This window comes from Humidesulfovibrio mexicanus, from assembly GCF_900188225.1.
Classification (GTDB): Bacteria; Desulfobacterota; Desulfovibrionia; order Desulfovibrionales; family Desulfovibrionaceae; genus Humidesulfovibrio; species Humidesulfovibrio mexicanus.
In genome coordinates, this window is the sequence record NZ_FZOC01000001.1 from 72,586 (window position 1) to 88,162 (window position 15,577).

At 59.9% G+C, this 15,577-nt stretch carries 16 protein-coding genes, 1 tRNA gene and 1 other RNA gene; 5 read left to right on the top strand and 13 right to left on the bottom strand.

Annotated elements, in window-relative coordinates; all coding sequences use genetic code 11:
* Nucleotides 1-49: 49 nt before the first annotated feature.
* Nucleotides 50-1,030 (bottom strand): YbgA family protein, encoded by a 981-nt coding sequence (locus tag CHB73_RS00420; RefSeq protein WP_089270951.1) that lies wholly within the window; start codon nucleotides 1,028-1,030, stop codon nucleotides 50-52.
* An 18-nt stretch (nucleotides 1,031-1,048) separates the two neighbouring features.
* A complete protein-coding gene (locus CHB73_RS00425; protein ID WP_235641450.1) occupies nucleotides 1,049-3,049 on the bottom strand; it encodes a peptidase U32 family protein in 2,001 nt (666 codons plus the stop codon).
* A 93-nt stretch (nucleotides 3,050-3,142) separates the two neighbouring features.
* Here CHB73_RS00425 and CHB73_RS00430 point away from each other — a divergent pair, with 93 nt between their 5' ends.
* The 5 genes from CHB73_RS00430 to CHB73_RS00450 all read left to right on the top strand — a co-directional run bounded on the left by CHB73_RS00430 (nucleotide 3,143) and on the right by CHB73_RS00450 (nucleotide 6,517).
* Nucleotides 3,143-3,919 (top strand): iron-sulfur cluster-binding protein, encoded by a 777-nt coding sequence (locus CHB73_RS00430; protein ID WP_235641451.1) that lies wholly within the window; start codon nucleotides 3,143-3,145, stop codon nucleotides 3,917-3,919.
* Between the two features lie 8 nt (nucleotides 3,920-3,927).
* The gene (locus CHB73_RS00435) at nucleotides 3,928-4,842 is read left to right on the top strand and encodes a dihydroorotate dehydrogenase (protein ID WP_089270956.1); all 915 of its coding nucleotides are present in this window, start codon (nucleotides 3,928-3,930) and stop codon (nucleotides 4,840-4,842) included.
* Between the two features lie 83 nt (nucleotides 4,843-4,925).
* Nucleotides 4,926-5,016, top strand: a tRNA-Ser gene (locus CHB73_RS00440).
* Between the two features lie 11 nt (nucleotides 5,017-5,027).
* Nucleotides 5,028-5,124, top strand: an RNA gene (gene ffs / locus CHB73_RS00445) — signal recognition particle sRNA small type.
* Between the two features lie 175 nt (nucleotides 5,125-5,299).
* Nucleotides 5,300-6,517, top strand: a complete 1,218-nt coding sequence (locus CHB73_RS00450) for an OmpP1/FadL family transporter (protein ID WP_089270958.1) — start codon at nucleotides 5,300-5,302, stop codon at nucleotides 6,515-6,517.
* Nucleotides 6,518-6,912: 395 nt separating this feature from the next.
* On the opposite strand, the gene CHB73_RS00455 is transcribed toward CHB73_RS00450, so the two are convergent.
* From CHB73_RS00455 to lptC, 11 genes are all read right to left on the bottom strand, one after another.
* Nucleotides 6,913-7,830 (bottom strand): manganese-dependent inorganic pyrophosphatase, encoded by a 918-nt coding sequence (locus CHB73_RS00455; RefSeq protein WP_089270960.1) that lies wholly within the window; start codon nucleotides 7,828-7,830, stop codon nucleotides 6,913-6,915.
* Nucleotides 7,831-8,069: 239 nt separating this feature from the next.
* Nucleotides 8,070-8,744 (bottom strand): PTS sugar transporter subunit IIC, encoded by a 675-nt coding sequence (locus tag CHB73_RS00460; RefSeq protein ID WP_089270962.1) that lies wholly within the window; start codon nucleotides 8,742-8,744, stop codon nucleotides 8,070-8,072.
* A 25-nt stretch (nucleotides 8,745-8,769) separates the two neighbouring features.
* Complete coding sequence (locus CHB73_RS00465; RefSeq protein WP_089270964.1) at nucleotides 8,770-9,231, bottom strand: PTS sugar transporter subunit IIB; 462 nt, start codon at nucleotides 9,229-9,231, stop codon at nucleotides 8,770-8,772.
* A gap of 13 nt (nucleotides 9,232-9,244) precedes the next feature.
* The gene (locus CHB73_RS00470) at nucleotides 9,245-9,643 is read right to left on the bottom strand and encodes a PTS sugar transporter subunit IIA (protein WP_327438353.1); all 399 of its coding nucleotides are present in this window, start codon (nucleotides 9,641-9,643) and stop codon (nucleotides 9,245-9,247) included.
* A gap of 87 nt (nucleotides 9,644-9,730) precedes the next feature.
* Nucleotides 9,731-10,618, bottom strand: coding sequence for an RNase adapter RapZ (gene rapZ / locus CHB73_RS00475; RefSeq protein ID WP_089270968.1), 888 nt, complete (start codon nucleotides 10,616-10,618; stop codon nucleotides 9,731-9,733).
* A 12-nt stretch (nucleotides 10,619-10,630) separates the two neighbouring features.
* Nucleotides 10,631-11,080 (bottom strand): PTS sugar transporter subunit IIA, encoded by a 450-nt coding sequence (locus tag CHB73_RS00480; protein WP_089270970.1) that lies wholly within the window; start codon nucleotides 11,078-11,080, stop codon nucleotides 10,631-10,633.
* Between the two features lie 2 nt (nucleotides 11,081-11,082).
* The gene (gene hpf, locus CHB73_RS00485) at nucleotides 11,083-11,625 is read right to left on the bottom strand and encodes a ribosome hibernation-promoting factor, HPF/YfiA family (RefSeq protein ID WP_089270972.1); all 543 of its coding nucleotides are present in this window, start codon (nucleotides 11,623-11,625) and stop codon (nucleotides 11,083-11,085) included.
* A 38-nt stretch (nucleotides 11,626-11,663) separates the two neighbouring features.
* Nucleotides 11,664-13,109 carry an RNA polymerase factor sigma-54 gene (rpoN, locus tag CHB73_RS00490; protein ID WP_089270974.1) on the bottom strand — a complete coding sequence of 482 codons (1,446 nt, stop codon included), beginning with the start codon at nucleotides 13,107-13,109 and terminating at the stop codon, nucleotides 11,664-11,666.
* 278 nt (nucleotides 13,110-13,387) lie between these two features.
* Complete coding sequence (lptB, locus tag CHB73_RS00495; protein ID WP_089270976.1) at nucleotides 13,388-14,110, bottom strand: LPS export ABC transporter ATP-binding protein; 723 nt, start codon at nucleotides 14,108-14,110, stop codon at nucleotides 13,388-13,390.
* A gap of 2 nt (nucleotides 14,111-14,112) precedes the next feature.
* Nucleotides 14,113-14,994 (bottom strand): LptA/OstA family protein, encoded by an 882-nt coding sequence (locus CHB73_RS00500; protein WP_143337277.1) that lies wholly within the window; start codon nucleotides 14,992-14,994, stop codon nucleotides 14,113-14,115.
* Nucleotides 14,991-15,575: an LPS export ABC transporter periplasmic protein LptC gene (gene lptC / locus CHB73_RS00505; protein WP_089270980.1), complete on the bottom strand. Its 585-nt coding sequence runs from the start codon at nucleotides 15,573-15,575 to the stop codon at nucleotides 14,991-14,993. Before lptC ends, CHB73_RS00500 begins: the two co-directional genes overlap by 4 nt.
* Nucleotides 15,576-15,577: the final 2 nt, after the last annotated feature.

Here is a 15,577-nt window from a genome sequence, read left to right on the forward strand (position 1 = left end):
GCGCTGAAGGTATATCTCCCGGCCAGGCGTCCAGTGTCCGGCGGCCCATTCAAACATGGTTGCGCAATTTGAGCTCCGCCGGGTGCGGGTGAAGATGCCATTGAGCGGACAGGTAGGGTTCATGGAACTTGCGCACATAATGGTTCAAAAGGGTCACCGGGACCACAAGCGGCACAAGCTCGCGTCCGTATGCCCCGATGACCTCCAACAGCTCCTGCTTTTCATCGGGATTCAAGTGACGCTTGAAGTATCCCATGGCGTGCATGAGGACATTGACCTGTTTTTTGACCGTGGCCTTAAGGCGCAGGCTTTCCATGAGTTCAGTGAAATAGCGTTTCTCAAGCGTTTGCACGTCCATGGTAGACCCGGCGGCCACAAGCCTGCCCAGGCTCCGATACCCCTCCACGCTGTGCGCCATGACCAGCAGCTTGTGTCTGGTGTGATACTCCACAAGCCGTCCCAGGCTGAAGCCACGGGAGAGCAGTCCCTGCCAGCGGTGCATGACAAACACGCGTTCGATGAAGTTCTCGCGCAGGGCCGGGCTGTGCAGCCGACCGTCATCTTCGACCGGAAGCATCGGCATGGCATCCATGAGCCGAGCGGCAAAAAGTCCCCTGCCCTGCAGCGACGGCGCGCCCCCAGCCTCCGGGTACACTTTGACCCGGCTCATGCCGCTTGAGGGCGAGCCGAACATGAAGACAAAGCCGCACAATCCCTCGGAACGCATGGCGGCAACCCGATGTTCCGCCCATTCCGTCATCTGGGCCGTCAGGTCCTGCCCCCCCCTGACGGTCACCAGGCGCGGGGATCGCGGGTCGCCCACAAGGCGCATGGCTTCGCGCGGAACCCGCAGCCCGCATTCCACCTCCGGACACACGGGGACATACTCCACATGCGGTCCAAGCACATCGCGCAAAAAACGGTCCAGCTTATGCCCGCCGTCATAGCGCACGGGGTCGCCCAGCAGACATCGGCTGATGCCGATTCTGGGTCTGCCTTGCGCAGTGCGCCCGGATGGATTCCCCGTCATGTCCGCCTACCCGCCTGTTTACAACAACCCCGTCTCCCAGTTGAAAACACTGATGCGCGGTGCGATTTCCAAAAACTTCGGCCATGGTTCCCGCAGCATGGCGAAACGGGCGTACCCAGCCTGCTCCAGCTCCCGGCGATGAGCGGAGATATCCAACTCCCAGCCTGGATAGATCCAATGATTGCCACCATGCTTGCGCACCCAGGCCACTTCCCCGCGCGGGCTCAGCACCGGCTCCTCAAGCCGAACCTCCTCGGCCAGAATGCGGGTGATGCCCAGGGGCCAGAATCCGCCAAGGACGATGCCCATGGGCACGGGACAGGTACGCGGCAGCGAGAGCAATTCCTCGCCGGAGAGCTCCGGACTGGCGAAGCACCCTTCCACGCCAAGCGAGGCGAACACGGCGGCCGTGTGCGGGCTGGCGAGATTGCAGAACGGGCCGCTCCAAAGCTTAAGCCCTTTGCAAGTGGCTTCCTTGCCGGGGAAAAGGCCTGCCTGCCATGGCGCGTTGAGCACGAACCGTACTGCGCCTCGCTCCAAGGCTTCGGCCATAAGGCGCACATAGCGTTCCTCTTCAGAGGGCCAGATGACCGGGGGGAGCCACCACCAGATTGCGCCAGCGACCGGGCGCGGGACATCCAGCAAAGCCGATCGCTCAAGCCATATGCCTGTTTCCGCTGTCTTGCCTCCCCTGGCCAGGCCACGCGGCAAGGAACGGAACACCTGCGTCTCCACTGGACGGGAGGCTGGCGGTGGGGAATACGACGGCGGCGCGAAACGAGCCGCTTCCTTCTCCGGCACCTCGCCCAACACCGCGACATCCTTCTCCATGTCGGCGAGGATGCGCATGAGTTCGGGCTCCCGCCGGTCGATGAGAAACACAGGGGCCTTGGAAGGCGCGGCCCCCATGCGCCGGGCGCCGGGGCTGGCCGGTGGCGCGGCGGGCAGGTCCAGTCGCCCGCCTTTTGGAATTCTGCGTCGCAGCGGGATGGTCTGGTGCCAGGGATCGTCCTCGCAGCCCAAACGCAGCAGATCGCCGGGAAGCAGGTCTTCGCGCGGCTGGACATAGGCCCGGCCGCCTGGCTCGCGCTTCACCTGTCCAACCAGCAGCCCGGAAGCGGTTTCCTGCTCCGGGCGAACAGGCGGGTGCGGACGCTGGGGCAAAAACACCCCATGGGTTCCGGGTCGGCCAAGAGCCTGGGAAAGAAGCGAGACGGCGGTCTTCCGCGCCTGGGGATCGCCGGGGTTGTCGCGCAGCAGGCGGTAAGCGGAAACAACGTAGTAGACGTAATGCGGCCCTTTTTTGCGGCCTTCAATCTTCCAGGACACTATCTGCGGGATGTCCAGCAAGGGCTTGGTCAGCACGTCCAGGCTGAGATCTTGGCAGGAGAACAGCCGCTCGGGCTTGCCTTTGGGGCCGCCTTGCCTGTACAAGCGGCGGCAGGGTTGAACGCAACGGCCGCGCAGTCCACTCTTGCCGCCGAAGAAGCTGCTCCACCAGCATCTCCCGGATACGCAGTGGCAAAGCGCGCCATGGACAAACATTTCCAGGCCCATGCCTTCCGGGCAGTGTTGCGCCATGAGCTTGGCTTCGTCCAGGGACAGTTCGCGCGGCAGAACCACCCGGCTTGCGCCAAGTTTCTGGGCCACGGCGAGGGCCGCAGGGTGCGTTGCGTTCGCAAGCGTGGAGATGTGCAGCTCGCCTGTGAACCCCGCTTGGCGGGCCAAAGGGATTACCCCGAGGTCCTGCACAATGAGCGCGTCCGGGTGGACGATGCCGGACAGGCGCTCCACGAGGTTGCCTGCCGCGCGCGCGTCATCGGGCTTGAGCAGCACATTCATGGCCACATACACGCGCACACCGCGCTGGTGCGCATAGGCCGTGAGCGCGGCAAGCTCGCCCAGGCCGAAGTTCTTGGCCTGCATCCGCGCGGAAAAATGCTTCAGGCCCAGGTACACGGCGTCCGCTCCGGCGGCCACGCCAGCCAGGAAGCTGGCGCGGTCGCCAGCTGGGGCCATTATTTCAGGTACTTGTCTCTCCATTTTGGGAAAACGCCTTTGGTGTAAGTGCGGAAGCCCCGCTCCTGGCGGCGGGGCAAAGGAAGTGTCATCGTGGTCAGAAACTGTCGTGAAGTCAAGGTTCGCGAATCGCGTCATCTGGGCGCCTGGGACCAGCCTGGCGATTTTGTGGAGCTGACGCTTGAAAATCCCGGCTGGGAGGACTACCGCCCCGGCCAGTTCGCCATGCTGCGCCCCAAGTCCTGGGGCCTTGATCTCACCTGGGGGCGACCGCTCTCGATATCACGGGCGGACGCAGATTCCGTGACGTTTTTCTTCCAGGTTGTCGGCAAGGGCACGCATCGCATGGCCTCCCTCGCCGCGGGAGACGAAGTGGTGGTATGGGGGCCGCTGGGGAACTGGTTCAGCGCGCCTGTGGACGGCCCTGTGACGCTGCTCGCGGGGGGCATGGGCATCGCCCCCTTCCGCGGCTATGCGGAGCGTTACCCGAATCCCGACAACCTGCGGCTCGTGTTCGCCCACAGGGCCGATTTGTCGAGCTACCCGTACCAGCTCATCGCTGACAGGATCGCTGCCCAGGCCATCCAGGAGCGTAGCCGAGAGGATCTGCCCATGATCATTGAGCGCATTGAGTCGGAGGTGAAGGCGGCAAAAGGCGGACTTGTGCTCGCCTGTGGCCCGACACCCTTCTTGAAGACGATTCAACATGCCGCAAAGGACCATGGCGTGCGGGCCGAACTCTCACTCGAAAGCAGCATGGCTTGCGGTGTCGGGGCCTGCCTCGGCTGTGTATGCAAAGACGGCAGGGACCGCCACGTGCAGGTCTGCGCACGCGGACCAGTGTTCCCGTCCGACGATGTGCGTTTGTAGGAGGCCTCATGGATCTGCGCGTTGAATTCGCCGGGCTGGTGCTCAAAAATCCCATCATCACCGCCTCGGGCACTTTCGGATTCGGATTGGAATTTCAGGATTTCGGCGACATCCGTCGACTTGGGGGCATCGTGGTCAAGGGGCTGTCCCTCAAGCCCCGGGAAGGCAACCCTATGCCGCGCATCGTCGAAACGTCCTGCGGAATGCTCAACGCCATCGGCATCCAGAATCCGGGCGTCGAGGCCTTTGTTCGGGACAAGCTTCCCCTTTTGCCCTGGCGGGAAACCGCCATCATCGCCAACCTGTACGCCTGCTCCGTGCAGGAGTTCGGTGCGCTTTCCGGCGTGCTTGCCGCAGAGGAAGGCGTGGCCGCGCTTGAGGTCAACGTAAGCTGCCCCAATGTGCAGAGCGGCGGCGCCGCTTTCGGTCAGGACCCGGCACAAATCCGCAAGGTTACCGAGGAAGTCAAAAAGCATGGCGGGGGCAAGCCGGTCATCGTCAAGCTTTCCCCCAACGTAACGGACATTGGCCTGTGCGCACGCGCCGCCCAGGATGGTGGCGCCGATGCCGTGTCGCTCATCAATACCCTGCTCGGCATGGCCGTGGACATCCGCACCCGCAAGCCCAGGCTGGCCAATGTGGTGGGCGGCTTGTCCGGACCGGCCATAAAGCCCGTGGCCCTGCGCTGCGTGCACCAGGCCTGCCGCGCTGTGAAGATTCCGGTCATCGGCATCGGCGGCATCGCAAGCGCAGAGGATGCGCTGGAGTTCATTCTGGTCGGCGCAAGCGCCGTGCAGGTCGGCACCGCAAATTTCCTGCGCCCGGATCAAGCGTTTCGCATCGTGGACGAACTGCCTGACGCCATGCGCATGGCGAAGGTGGAGGATCTGGATGCGCTTCGACGTGGCCTTGTGCTGCCCTAAGGAAGGCCCTCGAAAAAAAACGGCTCTGCCTCGACTTTTTTCTTGCCAGGCATGATGATTCGTATTAATTGCTACGACCTCGCGGAGAGGTGTCCGAGTTGGCCTAAGGAGCACGCCTGGAAAGTGTGTGTACCCTAACGGGTACCGGAGGTTCGAATCCTCTCCTCTCCGCCACTTTTTCAATCCTGGGGAAGCCGGACGGCGGGTTTGCCGTGAACCCCGTCAGACCCGAAAGGGAGCAGCGGTAGCGGTCCGAACCCGGGTGTCCGGTTTCCCTAAAAGAAGGGCGCAGTGATGCGCCCTTCTTTTTTTGCGTCTGGTGCGCCGTGTTTGAAATACGCATTTACATTGTCGGGGATGGATGTTAACTGACTTTGCTTTCGATGAATATGCTCACTAAAGCAAATGGTTAGTTGCGATTATTGGCATAAATAAAATCAGTCTAACGAGGAAGAACATGCGTCTCAAACGCAACCTGCACCACTTGGCCGCAAGCGCGCGCGCCATGGCCCTGCTCATGCTGGTGCCCACGGTCTGCCACGCGGGCGGCTTCGCGCTCAACGAATTCAGCGCCCGAGGCAACGCCATGGGCGGTGCCGTCATCGCCCTGCCCGCCGATGCCTCCACCGTCATTTACAACCCCGCCGGAATAACGCAGTTGCCGGGCACCAGGACCATGGTCGGCGTCACGGCAATCGCCCCCACGGCAGACGTGCATGCCGGTTCCGGCTCCAAGACCACCCTGCAAACAAACGTCTACACCCCCCCCCACGCTTTTCTCACCCATCAGTTGAGCGACACCACTTGGCTGGGCGTGGGCACCTATACCCGCTTCGGGCTGGGAACCCAATTCGGTTACGAATGGGCGGGTACGACCAAAACCTACAAGGCGGAGCTGGCTTCCTACTCCTTCGCAGCCAACATCGCCTTCAAGCTTACCGACAAGCTTTCCTTCGCCGTCGGGCCAGAAATTATTTACAGTTCCGCAGACCTGCGTAAACGCCCGACTTCCACAACTGATATGCGCATGATCGTGGATGGTGTGGGAATCGGCGCTCAGGCAGCCTTGCACTACGTGTTCAACGACCAGTGGTCTGCCGGATTTGTCTATCATTCCACGCAAAAGCAGTCGGATTCCGGGCATGTTCATTACACAGAAATAATCGCCCCTCCCCTCGTCCTCAGAAATCAGGCGCTCACAATCCGCATGGACCTGCCCGCCTCCTACAGTCTGGGCCTGGGCTATAAGCCGAACTCGGATTGGAAGATCGAGGCCGACGCGGTGTTCACCCAATGGGAGGACTACAAGAAGCTGCGCTATGATTTCGAAAACCAGGCCGATGTGACATCGCTGAAGAACTGGCGCAATACTTGGCGTTTCCAGCTGGGTGCGGAATACATGGCTACGGACTGGCTGGCCCTGCGCGGCGGTTTCGTGTGGGATCAGGACCCCATCCGCCGCGGCTACGAAGACTACATGCTGCCAACCAACGACCGTAAGATCTACAGCCTGGGCTTCGGCATCATCGACGACAAGCTGACCTACGACTTCTCGCTCATGTACCTGATCAACAACGACCGCAGCATGGATTCCAATCCCAACTTGGCTGGTGCGACCAAAATCACCAACAGCAAGGCGTACATGGCCGGTTTCTCCATCGGCTACACATTCTAGCCGCGCAGAAGGATACGATTTGCAGGGGCCGGGTAACCGGCCCTTTTTTTATCTGTTCGAGTCTGGAGCGTTCGCTGTTATCGCATACGAAGTGTTCGACTCTTCCAGGCGCGCAATAAAGATTCGCACAAAAAAGGGGGGGGTGAGAGGTTGCCAGGGGGATGACGGGTTGAACTGGCGTTATCTGCTGGAATCGTCACAAGGCGCGTGATCCAATTCCCTGTCTGCGCAGGACAATGCTTAAACCCTGGTGCCCCAAGAAGCAGCGGCCCTCGGCCCGTCATTGTCTGGAGCGTGTTGGGCTGTGCTTCTTCTGTCCCCACGCAAACAGGCATTGCACAAAAAAAGCGGGCCCCCGAAGGAGCCCGCCGAAGGTGCTGCTGTAAACCCTTGGATTAGGCGAAGGCCTTTTCCATGGGGGGAACAACCTGCTTCTTGCGGCTCATGCAGCCGTCAACCCACATGGAGTTGTTGGCCACCTTGCCATTGAAGGCCTTTTCCACCAGGGAGGCGTCTTCGGAGACCACGAGGATCTCGGAGCCTTCCTTCATGATGTCGGTCAGGAGCAGCATGACGGTGTGACGGCCGTCGGCCTTGGAGGACTTCACCTCTTCCAGCAGAGCGGGCTTCACCTTGTCGAGGAGGGTGAGGTCCAGCACTTCGACCTGGCCAATGCCGACCTTCTTGCCGCCCATGTTGAAATCCTTGAAGTCCCGGTACATGAGATCCTTGGCGGGGATGCCGTCCACGGAGCCCTTGATCTTCAGCATCTCCATGCCCAGAGCCTTGAAGTCGGCCACACCGGCGATCTTGGCGAGGCCTTCGACGGCCTTCTTGTCGGCATCGGTGCAGGTGGGGGACTTGAAGAGGACGGTATCGTTCAGGATGGCGCACAAAAGGGCTCCGGCGATGCCCTTGGGGATCTCGATGCCGTAGAATTCGTACATGGCCTTGATGATGGTGCCGGTGCAGCCCACGGGCCAGACCCACATCTCAAGGGGATTGGGGGTGGTCACGTCGCCCAGCTTGTGGTGATCGACGACGAAGAGCACCTTGCCCTTGTCCAGGTTGTCAAGGGTCTGGGAAAGATCGGAGGTGTCGACCAGGGCGATGTCCTTGCCGGTGGCGTCGGTCTCGATGGCGGGAGCGGCCAGGCCAAACTTGTCCAGCACGAACTTGGCGTCAGGGGTGCAAGGACCCTGGGCCGCTGCAACGGCTTCCATGCCGCGCTTGCTCAGCAGGTCGGCAACGGCAATGGCGGCGGTGATGGAATCGCAATCGGGATTTTTGTGACCGCAAACGATAATAGCCATGTAGAAGTCCTCCTCAATATTATGTGGATGCCACAAACGGTCATTCCTCACGAATGATTGTTCCATTTATCACAAAGCATCGGCTTTGCCAAGCCAGAAGATGTCATGGGGATGTGAAAAATGAGGGTAACCGCTTCGCTTGCAACCCAAAAACAGTCCTGAAGGAGGAAACGCGAGTGCACAGCGCGGCGTCCAGGAAAGCTTTTGTGCGATTTGTCCCAAAGTGGCCTGGCGGAGTATCAAAAAATTCCGAGAAGGCGCAAGACTCCGAGGACGATGCCCCCCCCGGCCAAGGCGACGTACAGGCTGCGCAGACGCAGGGCCAACAGCCCCCCAACGCTTGCGGCAAGAAGCAGTTCACTCCAGCTGATGCGACACGATGCCAGCGTTGGCCCGTACTGGTGCAGCACAAAATGAACGGCTGAGGCAAGCAGGCCTGCCCCGATAAGGAAAAACAGCCAATTCGCAAGAAGCTTGCTGATGAGCGTCCACATGAGCAGCCGCCCTGGCACAGCGACATCCGCAGGCTTGCGCACCCATTGCAGCACGCCGCTGTATGATCGGTTCAGACGGTCGCGCATGATGCGCTCCAGGCGTGTCCCCATCCAGGCCATGGGCAAGCCGGCTGCAAGGGCTAGGCTGGCCAATGGCAGGGAATCAAGGCCAAAGTAGCTGCACAAGGCCAATGCAGTGAACGTTGCTGCGGTTGTGTGCGGGGGAATGAAGGTGCCGACCGGGATGAAGTCGAGCCAGAGCAGTTCGAAAAACACGGCAACCAGCATACTCGTCTCAAGATTGCCGAAAGAAAGCCCCCAAAGAAGCCCGACAAACAGGGGGCGCTCAATGAGCCCAAGGCTTAGCGAAAAGCGGAAAAGGGAAAACAGCGCAAAAAAAAACCAACGGTGGCGAACCACACAGGGCCGGTCATGCTTGCGTCCATCAGGTGAACCTCACGGATACAGGATCGTTTGGAACGCAACGAAAGTCGAGCTCAACGCCCTTGTCCTGCAGGAAACGCAAACAGGCCTCGTCGTCCGGACCGATGGAAACGCTGGGAGACACCTGACGTTTTCCCTGTGAATAATGAAGGTTGCCGATGTTCAGAATGGAGATGGACAGCCCCTTTTCCACCGCTCGCCGGACATCGAGACAGGTAGAGAACAGGAGCAGCGTTGATTCACGGGCAGGCGCCTTGAGCCTCGAATCCGCGGCTAGGGCGTCTATGGGCAAAAAGGCGCTTTCCACCGCCCTTGGAATCGCCAAGGACATGATCTCCTGCTGAAATTCGTCGCGGGACAATTCGTCGTTGCCGACGATGATGCACTTGGCGTCCATAAACGGCACCCATGCCTCCACAACCTGCCCGTGGATTAGCCGGTTGTCGACCCGCACCCAAAACACGACAGCCGCTCCCTCAGGTCCGCTTCCTGAGCATTTCGCCAGGGACGACAATACCTTGCACACCTGCGGATTTGGCCTGGGCGGCCAAAGCATCCAGGCTTTCCGAACGCGACTGGAGCACCTTGAGCAGCATGGGAAGGTTTACTCCGGCCACAACCTCGACATTGCCGAGCTTGCGCAGAGAAAGACTCAAGGTCGTCGGGGTGCCGCCAAAAAGGTCCGTCAACACCAGCACGCCCATGCCCATTTCCAACTGGGCCAAATCGACCTTCAGTTCCGCAAGAATATCGTCCACCCCGCGCGATTCGAGCACAGAGACCGCGAGGAGCCCCTCTTGGGGGCCGACAATCAACTGCGCCGCACCAAGCAAGGCCGCGCCAAACTCCCCGTGTGTGACAAGAAGCACGCCCACCTGCCGGGCTCCGGGGCGCGCATCGTTGGATTCCGCCATCATACCGCCTGTGTGCGCCATGGTGCGCACCTGTTCTGGAACGAACTGTCAACCAAGGTCGAAGTGCCGGTGCTCCAGGGTGACGCTGTAGCCCGCATCATGCAAAGTGGCATAGGCCAATTCCGCAAGCGCAACGGAACGGTGCCTCCCCCCGGTGCACCCCAGGGCCAGGGCCACGCGGTAGCGTCCTTCGGCCGCATAAAGCGGCAACAGGTAGAGCAAAAAATCAAGGAACCTGGCCTTGAAGGTCCGCCCGGTCTCCGAGTCGAGCACATAGTCCGCCACTGGGGCGTCCTTCCCGGACATGGGCCTAAGCTCGGGGACGAAATATGGGTTTGGCAAAAAACGCAGATCAAAGACAAGGTCCGCCTCGGCCGGTGCGCCGTACTTGAAGCCGAAGCTCATGACGTGCACGCGCATTCCCTGCCCTGCATGTTCCTTGGCGCCGAAACGCTCCTGAATCTGGCGGCGCAAGTCATGGATGGAAAAGCTGCTTGTGTCGAGCACCAGTTCAGCATCGCGCCGAAGAGGCGCAAGCAGGGCGCGCTCCTTGGCCAGGGCCTGCTCAAGCCCTCTTTCGTCGCTCTCCAGAGGATGCGGACGGCGCGTGGTGGCGTATCGGCGCATGATGGCGTCGACCGTGGCTTCCACAAACAGCACCCGAACCACTATGCCCTTTGCGGCAAGCTCCTGCACCGCGTCATTCCATTGGTCAAGAAACTCATGTTGTCGCAAGTCCATGCCCAGGGCGAGTCCCCTGTGTTTGGAGTCCTTGCCGAGAAACAAGGCGACGAGCTTGGGAAGCATGGCTGCGGGAAGACCATCCACGCAAAAATAGCCCAGATCCTCGAACACGTTGAGCGCCGTGCTTTTGCCCGCTCCGGACAGGCCGGTGACCACCACGACCGAGAAGGACTCTGACGGATACTGCGACATGACTGACGGACCTCAGTAAGACTGGAGCAGGCGCAAAAGCCCCTCGCGGTCCTCGGCCTCAAAGAAGTCCTTACGGAACGAATCGTCCTTGATGAGCCGCGAGATGTGCGCAAGGATGCGCAGGTGGATTCCGGTCATCTGCTCTGGCGCAAGAACCAGAAAAAAGATGCTGCACGGCTTGAAGTCCAAGGCCTCAAAATCAACACCATGCAGGCTGCGCCCCACAAGCAGGATGATGTTCGACAGCGTGGGGAGCTTGCCATGCGGAATGGCGACGCCATCGCCAATGCCTGTGGTGCCGAGCCCCTCCCGGTCCAGCAGGACCGAGAGGGCAAGATCGGCATCAAGCTGCGGGTGCCTGGCGGCTACGGCCATGGTCATTTCCCGCAGAACTTCGGGCTTGCTGGTGGCCGCAAGAGCGGGCAGCACCAATTCCCGATCCAGATACTCGTCAAGACGCATTGTTAGTTTCCGGGGTCGATGAGACCGAAGTCTCCGTTCTTGGTCCTGTACAAAACGTTGACGCGGGCGGTTTCCGCATTGCGGAACACCAGAAACTCGAACTTGCGGCTCTCAAGCTGCATGGCCGCTTCATCGACGCTCATGGGCTTGGGCTCGAAGTTGTCGCTTTCCTTGATGGTTGGCGTCCGGCCAGAGCCTTCGTCAGTGAAGCTTATGACATCCATGCGCGCGGCGCGGGGCGTTCCGGCGCGGCGACGCTCCTTGTGGCGTTCGCGCATCTTCTTGAGCTGCGCCTCCAGCTTGTCAAGCACCTGGTCGATGGTCGAGTACATGTCCTCGGACTCTTCGTAGGCCGAAATATGCAGATTGTCCGCCGCAAGAACCACTTCCGCCTTGTGGCGGAACTTCTCCACGGAGAGATTGATCTGGAGTTCGGTCTCTATGGTATCGCCAATGAACTTGGCCATCTTCTCGAAACGGGAAGTGGCGTATTCCTTCAAGTGGTCGGAGGGCTCGAAATTCTTGAAGGCGAAAGAGATGTTCATGCAATACCTCCAGTAGTCTTGATGGCGCGCGGCGCCTGTTAAAACACGTGCTTGCGCTTGGAGGAAGACTCGATGTGCATGGCCGTTCGGTACTTGGCCACTGTTCTCCGTGCTATGTTCACCTCCAGTTTCTGTTTCAGGATTTCGCCGATCTGTTCATCGCTCAACGGTCGTTTTGGGTTTTCCTCGCCGATGAGCTGCTTGATGAGCGCCTTGACGGACTCGGATCCGACCTGAGTGCCGTCGTCAAGGTCCAGCGCACTGTTGAAAAAGAACTTGAGCTCAAAAATGCCGTGGGGGGTCGCCACATACTTGCTGGTGGTGATGCGGCTCACGGTGGACTCATGCATCCCGATGTCCTCCGCGACCTCCTTGAGGATCAACGGCTTGAGCCGGGTCACCCCATGTTCGAAGAAGTCGCGTTGAAAGCGGACGATACTCTCCATCACCTTGTACAAGGTGCGCTGCCGCTGGTAAAGGCTCTTCATCAGCCATTCCGCGCTGCGGACCTTGTCCTGAAAATATTCACGCTCGGCCGTGTTCTTGGCCTTGGCGTTTTCCATGTAGAAGGGGTTGAGCTGAAGGCGGGGGAACCCCTCCTCGTTCAATACGATGACGAAATCCTGCCCGACCTTGTACACGAAGACATCCGGGCTCACATACTGCGGCTCGCCGGAGGAGAAATGCGCTCCGGGCATGGGCTCAAGACTCTGGATCAGGTCGAGATAGTCCTTCAAATCCTCCATGGTGATCTTGAACTTCTTGGTCAACGGCTTGTAGCGGTGCTTCTCAAAATCCTCCAAGTGATCCCGCACGAGAGAAACCAGCACAGGATCCTCGTCGAGGCCCTGGTGCTGCAGCTGGACGAGCAGACACTCCTGCACGCTGCGCGCGGCCACGCCCACCGGATCCAGCCGCTGGATGCGCCGCACTACAGCCTCTATGTCCTCGACGGGACAATCAGGCAGCTGCTCGGCCATTTCCTCGACCGAAGCCTGCAGATATCCGCGGGAATCCAAGTTGCCAATGACGATCTCGCCGATGTCCAGATCCCGATCAGTGAAGTTGGACAAACGCATCTGCCAGGCCAGATGGCCTTCAAGACTCGGCTTGGAGGTCAGCCTGGACTCGAAGGAGAGCCCCTCTTCAGGCACTTCCAGCTCACGCCCAAGCGACTGCTTCGTAACGCTTGAAAACTCTCCGAGATAGTTTTCCCAATCCGCGCTGCGCATGAGGTTTTCGTCCTCCCTGCTCTGCGCGTCCACATGGGCGGCCTCGTAGTCGTCGAGATTGTCTGTGGCAGGTGCCGTGTCCACAACCTCCGGGTCCAATTCCTCAAGGAAGGGGTTTTCCATGAGTTCCTGCTGAATGGACTCAACAAGCTCTAGCCTGGACAGCTGGAGCAGCTTGATAGCCTGCTGCAACTGCGGCGTCATCACCAGTTGCTGCGTCAGCTTGAGTTGTTGGCGGAGCTCAAGACCCATTCACGGACACCATTGCCTTCACGTCGCCAGGGGGGAAACGCCAAAAAAATTATGAAACCTGGATATTCGCTTGCCGCCATGGTGCCACAGGCGTTGGGACTGTGCAAGTTCTTTTTGGTAACTCACCAAATATACGAACCTTTTCATAGCGGAATACATCATATGAAAAAACTGTACCAACCTTCCAGGAATGTGTAAATCCACAATTCCTTGCCCTCGGCTGCTCCCCGTGTTTCGAGAAGCCGAGACAGATCGCAACCGCCTGAAATTACGGGGTGCTACAGACTGAACGATTCGCCCAGGTAGAGCTTTCTGGCCTTGCTGCTCTGCACGATCTCCGAGGGGCTCCCCTCAAGGATGACCATGCCCTCATAGACGAGGTAGGCTCGATCGCAAATATTGAGCGTCTCCCGGACGTTGTGGTCGGATATGAGGATGCCGATGCCCATCCCCTTGAGCACGGAGATGATCTCCTGAATATCGATCACGGCGATGGGGTCGATGCCGGCAAACGGCTCGTCCAAGAGGATGAACTTGGGGTTCACGATAAGCGCGCGGGCGATCTCAAGCCTCCGGCGCTCACCCCCCGAAAGGAACATGGCGGGCTGGTTGGCAAGCTTGGTGATGGTGAACATCTCAAGCAGTTCTTCGGCGCGCGTCTTCCGCTCGGCCCGGGTCATGGGCATCTGCTCAAGAATTACGTCAAGGTTGTGGCGAACCGAGAGTTTCTTGAAAATGGAACTTTCCTGGGGCAGGTAGGAAAGACCGAGCCGAGCACGCTCGTGCAAGGGCATTTCGGTCACGTCCTGCTTGTCCAGAACGACATTTCCCGTGGTGGGATTCACCACGCCCACGAGCATGTAGAAGGTTGTGGTCTTGCCTGCGCCGTTCGGCCCCAGCAGCCCCACAACCTCGCGATCATGGATGGCGAGATTGATGTGGCGCACGACCTCGCGTTCGCCATAGCGCTTTGACAGGTTCGTCGCGATAAGTTCGGCCATGCCTATTTCCTGTCCGAACCTGGGGTAAAAAAGACCGCTTCCACACGCCGTTGCGCGCCACTCAACACTTCGCTGCGCTTTTCGTTCAGATAATACTTGATCACATCGCCGCGTACGGTGTTCTGCCCTTCGCGGAGGATGGGGTTGCCTTCCATGCGCAAAACCCCCTCGTTCACAAAATAGGTAAGCTGAGCACAGGCCCCTTCATTCTTGCCTGCGACAAGGCGCACATCCCCTTCCGCAACAATGCGGTCGATTTTTCCAGCCCCCAGGTCCGTGCCGTTTTCCTTCTGCTGGCTCCCCGGCGTCTTGGCCTTGTCGGCAAAGTAGGCCGTAATCTTGCTGGCCCAGATGGCCATGTCGGCCTGCGCGCCATGCACATTGCCCTGAAAGACAACGGCGTTATCCGTCTGGCTGTACACCATCTTGTCGGAGGTGATCCGAACAGGATCCTGATTTGCATCCTTGGCCGCTTTCACCGGTGGGCTTTGGACGGCGCTGGCTTTGAGCTCACTGCCTGGCTTCACCCCCTGCGACGACTTCCCTTTTGTGCCAGAGGACAATGCCGTGGCGGGATTCTCCGGATGGGGCGTCCCCGGCACGGCGAAACTCGTCGCCTCGGCGTAGCCAATGGCGCGGTTGGGGTCGCGTTTGGGTTCGCTCAAGTCGTACACTGCCAGCCATCCAGATGGTTTGGCGGGCTCAACGCGGACACGAACGCCCTGCTGCAGCACGCGCACCACCTGGGCGCCAGGCTCCGGCTTAAGCCGCACGGCAACTTCTCCTGCGGCCATTTTCACCTCGCCCCCTGTCGTTTGGGCTGAAGCAACGGCAACCAGCGCCAAAAGCGCCGCTACGGCGAGTACGTGGACAAACGGCCTCACGGCTTCTTCTCCTTCTTGAGCCCCTCCAGGGCGGCTGGCGTAAATTCTGCGGCAACGCCTCCCGCGGCGGTAAGCTCCCGTGTCTCCAAATTTATCTCCACCGTTGTGGCATTAACAGTGAAGTCCGGCCGGGTGACAATGACCCGGCCCTTGAAATACGCTTTCTTCATGGCGCCGATGTAGTCGAACACATCGGAACTGAGCGCAAACTGCCCAAACCGGCCAGCGATGTTGTCTCGCAGGGTCACGGTGTTGCCGGACTGATTTATCTCGCCCAGGTCGGACTTGATAAAGACCTCCTCGCGCTCAGGCCCGACATAGGCGAAAAGCTGTGGCCTGATAACCTGCACGATACGCTGGTCCAGGCTATATTCGGCGCTCGTGGCGCGAATGCGCCAGAGTTCCTTGCCATCGCTGCCCTGCACCAACTCCAGATCCTCGGCCAGAACGTCGGGCTCAGCCTTGGTCTGCGGCTTTTCGGCAGGCGCGTCGTGAACGTTGTCCCGCTGCATGTTGACCACAAGGCCGACGACCAGGCCAAGCAGGAAGATCACGATCACGGTGAAAAAAGGCTTGCGCATGC

Excerpts from the sequence above, each read along its gene's own strand:
- CHB73_RS00420 (WP_089270951.1), bottom strand. The coding sequence starts at position 1,030 with ATGACGGGGAATCCATCCGGGCGCACTGCGCAAGGCAGACCCAGAATC.
- CHB73_RS00425 (WP_235641450.1), bottom strand. The coding sequence starts at position 3,049 with ATGGCCCCAGCTGGCGACCGCGCCAGCTTCCTGGCTGGCGTGGCCGCC.
- CHB73_RS00435 (WP_089270956.1), top strand. The coding sequence starts at position 3,928 with ATGGATCTGCGCGTTGAATTCGCCGGGCTGGTGCTCAAAAATCCCATC.
- CHB73_RS00450 (WP_089270958.1), top strand. The coding sequence starts at position 5,300 with ATGCGTCTCAAACGCAACCTGCACCACTTGGCCGCAAGCGCGCGCGCC.
- CHB73_RS00455 (WP_089270960.1), bottom strand. The coding sequence starts at position 7,830 with ATGGCTATTATCGTTTGCGGTCACAAAAATCCCGATTGCGATTCCATC.
- rapZ (WP_089270968.1), bottom strand. The coding sequence starts at position 10,618 with ATGTCGCAGTATCCGTCAGAGTCCTTCTCGGTCGTGGTGGTCACCGGC.
- CHB73_RS00480 (WP_089270970.1), bottom strand. The coding sequence starts at position 11,080 with ATGCGTCTTGACGAGTATCTGGATCGGGAATTGGTGCTGCCCGCTCTT.
- hpf (WP_089270972.1), bottom strand. The coding sequence starts at position 11,625 with ATGAACATCTCTTTCGCCTTCAAGAATTTCGAGCCCTCCGACCACTTG.
- rpoN (WP_089270974.1), bottom strand. The coding sequence starts at position 13,109 with ATGGGTCTTGAGCTCCGCCAACAACTCAAGCTGACGCAGCAACTGGTG.
- lptB (WP_089270976.1), bottom strand. The coding sequence starts at position 14,110 with ATGGCCGAACTTATCGCGACGAACCTGTCAAAGCGCTATGGCGAACGC.
- lptC (WP_089270980.1), bottom strand. The coding sequence starts at position 15,575 with ATGCGCAAGCCTTTTTTCACCGTGATCGTGATCTTCCTGCTTGGCCTG.